This window comes from Citrobacter sp. 21OH12SH02A-Citro, from assembly GCF_027919895.1.
Lineage (GTDB): Bacteria > Pseudomonadota > Gammaproteobacteria > Enterobacterales > Enterobacteriaceae > Citrobacter > Citrobacter braakii.
Genome location: NZ_CP114801.1, coordinates 4,573,626 through 4,585,522, shown reverse-complemented (window position 1 = coordinate 4,585,522; position 11,897 = coordinate 4,573,626). Strand labels below are relative to the sequence as shown.

At 52.3% G+C, this 11,897-nt stretch carries 4 protein-coding genes and 3 rRNA genes; all 7 read left to right on the top strand.

All coding sequences use genetic code 11. The features are described from left to right. The first annotated feature begins 518 nt into the window (after positions 1–518). The 7 genes from O6D90_RS22065 to aceK all read left to right on the top strand — a co-directional run bounded on the left by O6D90_RS22065 (position 519) and on the right by aceK (position 11,892). Positions 519–2,060 (top strand): 16S ribosomal RNA (locus O6D90_RS22065). Positions 2,061–2,294: 234 nt separating this feature from the next. Continuing rightward, positions 2,295–5,201: ribosomal RNA gene (locus O6D90_RS22060) — 23S ribosomal RNA — on the top strand. Between the two features lie 96 nt (positions 5,202–5,297). After that, positions 5,298–5,413: ribosomal RNA gene (rrf, locus tag O6D90_RS22055) — 5S ribosomal RNA — on the top strand. The 16S, 23S and 5S rRNA genes sit together here, the layout of an rRNA operon. 509 nt (positions 5,414–5,922) lie before the next feature. Then, complete coding sequence (gene metA / locus O6D90_RS22050; RefSeq protein WP_016155321.1) at positions 5,923–6,852, top strand: homoserine O-acetyltransferase MetA; 930 nt, start codon at positions 5,923–5,925, stop codon at positions 6,850–6,852. Positions 6,853–7,120: 268 nt separating this feature from the next. After that, entirely contained in the window at positions 7,121–8,722 is a 1,602-nt protein-coding gene (gene aceB, locus O6D90_RS22045) for a malate synthase A (protein WP_016155322.1), read from the top strand. Positions 8,723–8,757: 35 nt separating this feature from the next. After that, the gene (gene aceA / locus O6D90_RS22040) at positions 8,758–10,062 is read left to right on the top strand and encodes an isocitrate lyase (protein WP_016155323.1); all 1,305 of its coding nucleotides are present in this window, start codon (positions 8,758–8,760) and stop codon (positions 10,060–10,062) included. A 102-nt stretch (positions 10,063–10,164) separates the two neighbouring features. Then, positions 10,165–11,892: a bifunctional isocitrate dehydrogenase kinase/phosphatase gene (aceK, locus tag O6D90_RS22035; RefSeq protein ID WP_016155427.1), complete on the top strand. Its 1,728-nt coding sequence runs from the start codon at positions 10,165–10,167 to the stop codon at positions 11,890–11,892. The last annotated feature ends 5 nt before the right edge of the window (positions 11,893–11,897 follow it).

Here is an 11,897-nt window from a genome sequence, read left to right as displayed (position 1 = left end):
ATTGTAACGAAAACGTTTGCGCAACGCTCGCGAATTTTTAATTTTCGATTTTGACCTCTTCTTTTTCCGTTGAAGGATGCTCATATAAACAGAGAAGTGCACAAACGATCGCGTGGTTTGTGGATAACTCTGTGTGTAAATGGGTATAAGGCGGGGTTTTGCTGTGGAATGCAGCGGTCAGTCATTTTTCTGCAATTTAAGGGTTGCGGGCCGCGGGAAACTCCCTATAATGCGCCTCCATCGACACGGCGGATGTGAATCACTTCACACAAACAGCCGGTTCGGTTGAAGAGAAAAACCTGAAAATGAGGGTTGACTCTGAAAGAGGAAAGCGTAATATACGCCACCTCGCGACAGAGCGCTAAAGCGCGTCGCACCTGCTCTTTAACAATTTATCAGACAATCTGTGTGGGCACTCGAAGATACGGATTCTTAACGTCGCAAGACGAAAAATGAATACCAAGTCTCTGAGTGAACACGTAATTCATTACGAAGTTTAATTCACGAGCATCAAACTTAAATTGAAGAGTTTGATCATGGCTCAGATTGAACGCTGGCGGCAGGCCTAACACATGCAAGTCGAACGGTAGCACAGAGGAGCTTGCTCCTTGGGTGACGAGTGGCGGACGGGTGAGTAATGTCTGGGAAACTGCCCGATGGAGGGGGATAACTACTGGAAACGGTAGCTAATACCGCATAACGTCGCAAGACCAAAGAGGGGGACCTTCGGGCCTCTTGCCATCGGATGTGCCCAGATGGGATTAGCTAGTAGGTGGGGTAACGGCTCACCTAGGCGACGATCCCTAGCTGGTCTGAGAGGATGACCAGCCACACTGGAACTGAGACACGGTCCAGACTCCTACGGGAGGCAGCAGTGGGGAATATTGCACAATGGGCGCAAGCCTGATGCAGCCATGCCGCGTGTATGAAGAAGGCCTTCGGGTTGTAAAGTACTTTCAGCGAGGAGGAAGGTGTTGTGGTTAATAACCGCAGCAATTGACGTTACTCGCAGAAGAAGCACCGGCTAACTCCGTGCCAGCAGCCGCGGTAATACGGAGGGTGCAAGCGTTAATCGGAATTACTGGGCGTAAAGCGCACGCAGGCGGTCTGTCAAGTCGGATGTGAAATCCCCGGGCTCAACCTGGGAACTGCATCCGAAACTGGCAGGCTAGAGTCTTGTAGAGGGGGGTAGAATTCCAGGTGTAGCGGTGAAATGCGTAGAGATCTGGAGGAATACCGGTGGCGAAGGCGGCCCCCTGGACAAAGACTGACGCTCAGGTGCGAAAGCGTGGGGAGCAAACAGGATTAGATACCCTGGTAGTCCACGCCGTAAACGATGTCGACTTGGAGGTTGTGCCCTTGAGGCGTGGCTTCCGGAGCTAACGCGTTAAGTCGACCGCCTGGGGAGTACGGCCGCAAGGTTAAAACTCAAATGAATTGACGGGGGCCCGCACAAGCGGTGGAGCATGTGGTTTAATTCGATGCAACGCGAAGAACCTTACCTACTCTTGACATCCAGAGAAGTTTGCAGAGATGCGAACGTGCCTTCGGGAACTCTGAGACAGGTGCTGCATGGCTGTCGTCAGCTCGTGTTGTGAAATGTTGGGTTAAGTCCCGCAACGAGCGCAACCCTTATCCTTTGTTGCCAGCGATTCGGTCGGGAACTCAAAGGAGACTGCCAGTGATAAACTGGAGGAAGGTGGGGATGACGTCAAGTCATCATGGCCCTTACGAGTAGGGCTACACACGTGCTACAATGGCATATACAAAGAGAAGCGACCTCGCGAGAGCAAGCGGACCTCATAAAGTATGTCGTAGTCCGGATTGGAGTCTGCAACTCGACTCCATGAAGTCGGAATCGCTAGTAATCGTGGATCAGAATGCCACGGTGAATACGTTCCCGGGCCTTGTACACACCGCCCGTCACACCATGGGAGTGGGTTGCAAAAGAAGTAGGTAGCTTAACCTTCGGGAGGGCGCTTACCACTTTGTGATTCATGACTGGGGTGAAGTCGTAACAAGGTAACCGTAGGGGAACCTGCGGTTGGATCACCTCCTTACCTTAAAGAAACGTTCTTTGTAGTGCTCACACAGATTGTCTGATGAATGATGAACTTCTGAATGTACTTTCGAGTGCATTAAGAAGTTTTGCTCTTTAAAAATCTGGATCAAGCTGAAAATTGAAACGACACACTGTTTCATTTCTCCGTAAACAAGAAATGAAAAGCGGTGTGTTCGAGTCTCTCAAATTTTCGCAACACTGAAATGTTTTACGAAACATCTTCGGGTTGTGAGGTTAAGCGACTAAGCGTACACGGTGGATGCCCTGGCAGTCAGAGGCGATGAAGGACGTGCTAATCTGCGATAAGCGTCGGTAAGGTGATATGAACCGTTATAACCGGCGATTTCCGAATGGGGAAACCCAGTGTGATTCGTCACACTATCATTGCGTGAATACATAGCGTAATGAAGCGAACCGGGGGAACTGAAACATCTAAGTACCCCGAGGAAAAGAAATCAACCGAGATTCCCCCAGTAGCGGCGAGCGAACGGGGAGCAGCCCAGAGTCTGAATCAGCATGTGTGGTAGTGGAACGGTCTGGAAAGTCCGGCGATACAGGGTGATAGTCCCGTACACAAAAGTGCATGTGTTGTGAACTCGAAGAGTAGGGCGGGACACGTGGTATCCTGTCTGAATATGGGGGGACCATCCTCCAAGGCTAAATACTCCTGACTGACCGATAGTGAACCAGTACCGTGAGGGAAAGGCGAAAAGAACCCCGGCGAGGGGAGTGAAAAAGAACCTGAAACCGTGTACGTACAAGCAGTGGGAGCCTCTTTATGGGGTGACTGCGTACCTTTTGTATAATGGGTCAGCGACTTATATTCTGTAGCAAGGTTAACCGAATAGGGGAGCCGAAGGGAAACCGAGTCTTAACTGGGCGTTAAGTTGCAGGGTATAGACCCGAAACCCGGTGATCTAGCCATGGGCAGGTTGAAGGTTGGGTAACACTAACTGGAGGACCGAACCGACTAATGTTGAAAAATTAGCGGATGACTTGTGGCTGGGGGTGAAAGGCCAATCAAACCGGGAGATAGCTGGTTCTCCCCGAAAGCTATTTAGGTAGCGCCTCGTGAACTCATCTTCGGGGGTAGAGCACTGTTTCGGCTAGGGGGTCATCCCGACTTACCAACCCGATGCAAACTGCGAATACCGAAGAATGTTATCACGGGAGACACACGGCGGGTGCTAACGTCCGTCGTGAAGAGGGAAACAACCCAGACCGCCAGCTAAGGTCCCAAAGTCATGGTTAAGTGGGAAACGATGTGGGAAGGCACAGACAGCCAGGATGTTGGCTTAGAAGCAGCCATCATTTAAAGAAAGCGTAATAGCTCACTGGTCGAGTCGGCCTGCGCGGAAGATGTAACGGGGCTAAACCATGCACCGAAGCTGCGGCAGCGACACTATGTGTTGTTGGGTAGGGGAGCGTTCTGTAAGCCGTTGAAGGTGTGCTGTGAGGCATGCTGGAGGTATCAGAAGTGCGAATGCTGACATAAGTAACGATAATGCGGGTGAAAAACCCGCACGCCGGAAGACCAAGGGTTCCTGTCCAACGTTAATCGGGGCAGGGTGAGTCGACCCCTAAGGCGAGGCCGAAAGGCGTAGTCGATGGGAAACAGGTTAATATTCCTGTACTTGGTGTTACTGCGAAGGGGGGACGGAGAAGGCTATGTTAGCCGGGCGACGGTTGTCCCGGTTTAAGCATGTAGGCGGAGATTCCAGGTAAATCCGGAGTCTTGCTAACGCTGAGGTGTGATGACGAGGCACTACGGTGCTGAAGTAACAAATGCCCTGCTTCCAGGAAAAGCCTCTAAGCATCAGGTAACACAAAATCGTACCCCAAACCGACACAGGTGGTCAGGTAGAGAATACCAAGGCGCTTGAGAGAACTCGGGTGAAGGAACTAGGCAAAATGGTGCCGTAACTTCGGGAGAAGGCACGCTGATATGTAGGTGAAGTGATTTACTCATGGAGCTGAAATCAGTCGAAGATACCAGCTGGCTGCAACTGTTTATTAAAAACACAGCACTGTGCAAACACGAAAGTGGACGTATACGGTGTGACGCCTGCCCGGTGCCGGAAGGTTAATTGATGGGGTTATCCGTAAGGAGAAGCTCTTGATCGAAGCCCCGGTAAACGGCGGCCGTAACTATAACGGTCCTAAGGTAGCGAAATTCCTTGTCGGGTAAGTTCCGACCTGCACGAATGGCGTAATGATGGCCAGGCTGTCTCCACCCGAGACTCAGTGAAATTGAACTCGCTGTGAAGATGCAGTGTACCCGCGGCAAGACGGAAAGACCCCGTGAACCTTTACTATAGCTTGACACTGAACACTGGTCCTTGATGTGTAGGATAGGTGGGAGGCTTTGAAGTGTGGACGCCAGTCTGCATGGAGCCAACCTTGAAATACCACCCTTTAATGGCTGGTGTTCTAACGTAGACCCGTGATCCGGGTTGCGGACAGTGTCTGGTGGGTAGTTTGACTGGGGCGGTCTCCTCCTAAAGAGTAACGGAGGAGCACGAAGGTTAGCTAATCCTGGTCGGACATCAGGAGGTTAGTGCAAAGGCATAAGCTAGCTTGACTGCGAGAGTGACGGCTCGAGCAGGTGCGAAAGCAGGTCTTAGTGATCCGGTGGTTCTGAATGGAAGGGCCATCGCTCAACGGATAAAAGGTACTCCGGGGATAACAGGCTGATACCGCCCAAGAGTTCATATCGACGGCGGTGTTTGGCACCTCGATGTCGGCTCATCACATCCTGGGGCTGAAGTAGGTCCCAAGGGTATGGCTGTTCGCCATTTAAAGTGGTACGCGAGCTGGGTTTAGAACGTCGTGAGACAGTTCGGTCCCTATCTGCCGTGGGCGCTGGAGAATTGAGGGGGGCTGCTCCTAGTACGAGAGGACCGGAGTGGACGCATCACTGGTGTTCGGGTTGTCATGCCAATGGCATTGCCCGGTAGCTAAATGCGGAAGAGATAAGTGCTGAAAGCATCTAAGCACGAAACTTGCCCCGAGATGAGTTCTCCCTGACCCTTTAAGGGTCCTGAAGGAACGTTGAAGACGACGACGTTGATAGGTCGGGTGTGTAAGCGTAGCGATACGTTGAGCTAACCGATACTAATGAACCGTGAGGCTTAACCTTACAACGCCGAAGGTGTTTTGGCGAAAGAGACATCGAAATTCAGCTTGATTACAGATTACATCGACATGCGAAAAGCGTGTTGATAAACAGAATTTGCCTGGCGGCTGTAGCGCGGTGGTCCCACCTGACCCCATGCCGAACTCAGAAGTGAAACGCCGTAGCGCCGATGGTAGTGTGGGGTCTCCCCATGCGAGAGTAGGGAACTGCCAGGCATCAAATAAAAGCGAAAGGCCCGGTCGAAAGACCGGGCCTTTTGTTTTATCTGTGGTCTGTCGGTGAGTGCTCTCCTGAGGAGGACAAATCCGCCGGGAGCGGATTTGAACGTTGCGCAGCAACGGCCCGGAGGGTGGCGGGCAGGACGCCCGCCATAAACTGCCAGGCATCAAACAAGTGAAGAAGCCCATCCTGCCGGATGGGCTTTTTCGCGTCTGCAGGGAGTGAGAACTGCCGGATGCAGCGTACCATTTTATCCAGCCCATCATGTTGTAACCGGTGTGCAGGCCTGAGAAGCGCAGCGCACCTGGCTCTCCCGGCAGCACATTGTCTGTTACGCGAACGACGAATAGCATTCTCCTTTTTTCTTTACTGCACTAATCTACAGCAAGGAGCCGTGAAACTTTCTCAACTTGAGGATGCAGGCTCGACATTCGCATGATTCCTGGGTATCTTCAGCTATCTGGATGTCTAAACGTTTAAACGTATGTAGTGAGGTTATCAGGTTATGCCAATTCGCGTGCAGGACGAGCTACCCGCCGTCAATTTCTTGCGTGAGGAAAACGTCTTTGTGATGACGTCATCTCGCGCTTCTGGTCAGGAAATTCGTCCACTGAAGGTGCTTATCCTCAACCTGATGCCCAAGAAGATTGAAACGGAAAACCAGTTCCTGCGTTTACTGTCTAACTCCCCGCTGCAGGTAGATGTTCAGCTATTGCGCATTGATGCCCGCGAGTCACGCAACACCCCTACGGAGCATCTGAATAACTTTTACTGTAATTTCGAGGATATCTGCGATCAGAACTTTGATGGACTGATCGTGACCGGCGCGCCGTTGGGTCTGGTTGAATTTAATGACGTGGCTTACTGGCCGCAGATTAAACAAGTGCTTGAATGGGCGAAAGATCATGTTACATCGACGCTCTTTGTCTGTTGGGCGGTGCAAGCTGCATTGAATATCCTGTACGGAATTCCCAAGCAAACCCGTACGGATAAACTCTCAGGCGTCTATGAGCACCATATTCTTCATCCTCATGCGCTGCTGACGCGTGGATTTGATGATGCGTTCCTGGCCCCGCATTCGCGCTATGCCGATTTTCCTGCTGCCCTTATCAGGGACTACACCGATCTCGAGATTTTTGCCGAAACAGAAGAGGGAGATGCCTACCTGTTTGCCAGCAAAGATAAACGTATCGCCTTCGTAACGGGCCATCCTGAATATGACGCCCATACACTCGGCAGTGAATATTTTCGTGACGTCGAAGCGGGCTTAACGCCGGAAGTGCCCTATAACTACTTCCCAAAAGATGACCCGCAAAATAAACCGCGGGCAACCTGGCGTAGCCACGGCAATCTGTTGTTTACCAACTGGCTCAACTATTACGTTTACCAGATCACGCCATATGATCTGCGTCACATGAATCCAACGCTGGATTAATCTTCTGTAACAGACGATCCTTAAGCGTTTCAGCATGTTGAATCAGGCACCTTCGGGTGCCTTTTTTATTTCCGAAACGCACCTCACTGTGTAATTAAATTTTATTTATATTGTTATCAATAAGTTAATTGATAATTAAATTAAAAATGGAAATTGTTTTTGATTTTGAAATTTAAATGAGTAGTCTTAGTTGTGCTGAACGAAAACCGCACAACGATCCTTCGTTCGCATTGGGGATGTGTTTGGATCAATGACGAGGAACTACGCAATGAATCAACAGGCAACGACAACCGATGAACTGATCTTCACCAGGCCGCGTGGCGAACAGGAACAGCAGATTCTGACCGCTGAAGCGGTGGAGTTTCTGACCGAGCTGGTGACAAGATTTACGCCAAAGCGGAATAAACTTCTGGCTGCACGTATCCAGCAGCAGCAGGATATTGATGACGGTAAGTTGCCTGACTTTATTTCGGAAACAGCTTCCATTCGCGAAGGTAACTGGAAAATTCGCGGTATTCCTGATGATTTACTGGATCGCCGTGTAGAGATTACCGGACCGGTTGAGCGCAAGATGGTTATCAACGCGCTGAACGCGAACGTCAAAGTCTTTATGGCTGATTTTGAAGATTCGCTGGCTCCTGAGTGGAGCAAAGTTATCGACGGGCAGATCAACTTGCGCGATGCAGTCAATGGCACCATTAGCTACACCAACGAAGCCGGTAAAATTTATCAACTCAAACCCAATCCGGCCCTGTTAGTGTGCCGCGTTCGCGGTCTGCATCTGCCGGAAAAACACGTCACCTGGCGTGGCGAATCGATCCCGGGCAGCCTGTTCGACTTTGCCCTCTATTTCTTCCACAACTACAAAACGTTGCTGGCAAAAGGCAGTGGCCCTTATTTCTATCTACCCAAAACGCAGGCCTGGCAAGAAGCGGCATGGTGGAGTGAAGTGTTCAGCTATGCAGAGGATCGCTTTAATCTGCCGCGCGGCACAATTAAAGCGACCCTGCTGATTGAAACGCTGCCAGCCGTTTTCCAGATGGACGAAATTTTGCACGCGCTGCGTGATCACATTGTGGGCCTGAACTGCGGTCGCTGGGACTACATTTTCAGCTATATCAAAACACTGAAGAACCACCCGGATCGCGTGTTGCCGGATCGTCAGGTGGTGACGATGGATAAGCCATTCCTCAGTGCGTATTCGCGTCTGCTGATTAAAACCTGTCATAAACGCGGCGCGTTCGCGATGGGCGGCATGGCCGCGTTCATTCCCAGCAAAGATGCGGAACGTAACAACCAGGTTCTGACCAAGGTAAAAGCGGACAAAGCGCTGGAAGCCAATAACGGTCATGACGGCACATGGATTGCCCATCCAGGACTGGCAGATACCGCAATGGCGGTGTTCAACGACGTACTCGGCGAAAACAAAAATCAGCTGTTCGTGACCCGTGAAGAAGATGCGCCCATTACCGCAGAACAATTGCTGGCACCCTGTGAAGGTGAGCGTACTGAAGAAGGCATGCGTGCCAACATTCGTGTCGCGGTGCAGTACATCGAAGCGTGGATCTCCGGTAATGGCTGCGTACCGATTTATGGTCTGATGGAAGATGCGGCCACCGCCGAAATCTCTCGTACTTCCATCTGGCAGTGGATCCACCACCAGAAAACGCTCAGCAACGGCAAACCGGTTACCAAACCGTTGTTCCGCCAGATGCTGGCCGAAGAGATGTTGGTGATTCAGGACGAACTGGGAGAACACCGCTACAGCAGCGGGCGTTTTGATGATGCCGCGCGCCTGATGGAGCAAATCACCACTTCCGACGAGTTAATTGACTTCCTGACGTTACCGGGCTACCGCCTGTTGGCCTAATTTACCCACAATTTATCCTAATGGAGCATCTGCACATGAAAACCCGTACTCAACAAATCGAAGAATTACAGAAAGAATGGACTCAACCGCGCTGGGAAGGCATCACCCGCCCCTATAGCGCGGAGGAAGTGGTGAAATTACGTGGCTCGGTCAACCCGGAATGCACGCTGGCGCAGCTTGGCGCGGCGAAAATGTGGCGTTTGCTACACGGCGAATCGAAGAAAGGTTATATCAACAGCCTCGGTGCGCTGACCGGTGGTCAGGCGCTGCAGCAAGCGAAAGCTGGTATTGAAGCGGTCTACCTTTCAGGCTGGCAGGTGGCGGCAGATGCCAACCTGGCGTCCAGCATGTATCCGGATCAATCGTTGTATCCAGCGAACTCCGTTCCGGCGGTGGTGGACAGGATCAACAACACATTCCGTCGTGCCGATCAGATCCAATGGTCAACTGGTATTGAGCCGAACGATCCGCGCTATGTGGATTACTTCCTGCCGATCGTTGCCGATGCGGAAGCGGGTTTTGGCGGGGTACTGAACGCGTTTGAACTGATGAAATCGATGATTGAGGCTGGTGCAGCGGCCGTTCACTTCGAAGATCAGCTCGCATCGGTGAAAAAATGTGGTCACATGGGCGGCAAAGTTCTGGTGCCGACTCAGGAAGCTATCCAGAAACTGGTGGCAGCCCGTCTGGCTGCAGACGTTATGGGCGTTCCGACGCTGGTGATTGCGCGTACCGATGCTGACGCAGCCGATCTGATTACGTCTGATTGCGACCCATACGATAGCGAGTTCATCACTGGCGAGCGTACCAGCGAAGGGTTCTACCGTACGCATGCGGGCATTGAGCAGGCGATCAGCCGTGGTCTGGCTTACGCACCGTATGCGGATCTGGTGTGGTGTGAAACCTCCACGCCGGACCTCGAACTGGCGAAGCGCTTTGCCGATGCTATTCATGCGAAATTCCCAGGCAAACTGCTGGCCTACAACTGTTCGCCATCGTTTAACTGGCAGAAAAACCTGGATGACAAAACCATTGCCAGCTTCCAGCAACAGCTGTCCGATATGGGTTACAAATACCAGTTCATTACGCTGGCGGGTATCCACAGCATGTGGTTCAACATGTTCGACCTCGCGCATTCCTATGCGCAGGGTGAAGGCATGCGCCACTACGTTGAGAAGGTTCAGCAGCCGGAATTTGCGGCGGCTAAAGATGGCTACACCTTCGTGTCCCATCAGCAGGAAGTAGGGACAGGCTACTTCGACAAAGTAACCACCATCATTCAGGGCGGCACTTCTTCAGTGACCGCGCTGACCGGCTCGACTGAAGAATCGCAGTTTTGATCAATGCCCGGTGGCGCTGCGCTTACCGGGCCTACGAAGGGATGTAGGCCGGATAAGCGAACGCGCCATCCGGCATGACATTGTGCCGGATGGGAGAAATTGATGACGCGTGGCCTGGAATTACTGATTGCTCAGACGATTTTGCAAGGTTTCGACGCCCAGTACGGGCGTTTTCTGGAAGTGACCTCCGGCGCGCAGCAGCGTTTTGAACATGCCGACTGGCACGCGGTTCAGCAGGCGATGAAAAGCCGTATCCACCTTTACGATCATCATGTGGGTCTGGTGGTGGAGCAACTGCGCTGCATTACTGACGGCAAAAGTACCGACGCGGATTTTTTACTTCGCGTGAAAGAGCATTACACCCGGCTATTGCCAGATTATCCACGCTTCGAGATTGCGGAGAGTTTCTTTAACTCCGTCTATTGCCGGTTATTTGACCACCGCTCGCTGACTCCCGAGCGACTGTTTATTTTCAGCTCTCAGCCAGAGCGCCGTTTTCGCACGATCCCACGCCCGTTGGCGAAAGACTTTTTTCCCGATACCGGCTGGGAGTGGCTGCTTACGCGCGTCCTCAGCGATCTGCCCTTGCGTCTGCCGTGGCAGAACAGACATCGGGATATCCACTACATCATCGAACACCTGACCGAAACGCTGGGGGCGGATGTGTTGCAGCGCAGTCATTTGCAGGTGGCGAACGAACTGTTTTATCGCAACAAGGCCGCCTGGCTGGTCGGGAAGTTGATTACCCCTTCCGGGACGCTGCCGTTTTTACTGCCAATTCACCGTACTGACGAGGGTGAACTGTTTGTCGATACCTGCCTGACCACGACGGCGGAGGCCAGTATCGTGTTTGGCTTCGCCCGCTCGTATTTTATGGTTTACGCCCCGCTGCCCGCCGCGTTAGTGGAGTGGCTGCGCGAGATCCTGCCCGGTAAAACCACCGCTGAATTGTATATGGCGATTGGCTGTCAGAAACACGCGAAGACAGAAAGTTACCGCGAATATCTGCTCTATCTTGCCCATTGCGATGAGCAATTTATCGAAGCGCCGGGGATCCGCGGCATGGTGATGCTGGTGTTTACCCTGCCGGGCTTCGACCGCGTCTTTAAAGTCATCAAAGACAAATTTGCGCCGCAAAAAGAGATGTCGGCCGCCCACGTCCGCGCCTGTTATCAACTGGTCAAGGAGCACGATCGTGTCGGGCGGATGGCTGATACTCAGGAGTTCGAGAACTTTGTGCTGGATAAACGGCAAATCGATCCGTCGCTGATGGCGCTGTTGCTACAGGAAGCCCCGGAAAAAATTACCGATCTCGGCGAGCAGATTGTCATTCGCCATTTGTATATCGAACGACGGATGGTGCCGCTGAATATCTGGCTGGAGCAGGTCGAAGGCCAGCAACTGCGCGATGCTATTGAAGAGTACGGCAATGCCATTCGTCAGCTGGCCGCCGCCAATATTTTCCCCGGCGATATGCTGTTTAAGAACTTCGGCGTGACTCGCCACGGGCGCGTGGTGTTCTACGACTACGATGAAATTTGCTACATGACGGAGGTGAATTTCCGTCATATCCCGCCGCCGCGTTACCCGGAAGATGAGATGAGCGCTGAACCGTGGTATAGCGTATCGCCGGGGGATGTCTTCCCGGAAGAGTTTCGTCACTGGCTATGCGCTGACCCGCGTATCGGGCCGCTATTTGAAGAGATGCATGCTGACCTGTTCAGTGCCGACTACTGGCGAGGTCTGCAAACGCGGATCCGTGAAGGACACGTGGAAGATGTTTACGCCTACCGGCGCAAACAGCGGTTTTGCATCAGATTTGCGGCTTGATGTCC

Excerpts from the sequence above, each read along its gene's own strand:
- aceA (WP_016155323.1), top strand. The coding sequence starts at position 8,758 with ATGAAAACCCGTACTCAACAAATCGAAGAATTACAGAAAGAATGGACT.
- aceB (WP_016155322.1), top strand. The coding sequence starts at position 7,121 with ATGAATCAACAGGCAACGACAACCGATGAACTGATCTTCACCAGGCCG.
- metA (WP_016155321.1), top strand. The coding sequence starts at position 5,923 with ATGCCAATTCGCGTGCAGGACGAGCTACCCGCCGTCAATTTCTTGCGT.
- aceK (WP_016155427.1), top strand. The coding sequence starts at position 10,165 with ATGACGCGTGGCCTGGAATTACTGATTGCTCAGACGATTTTGCAAGGT.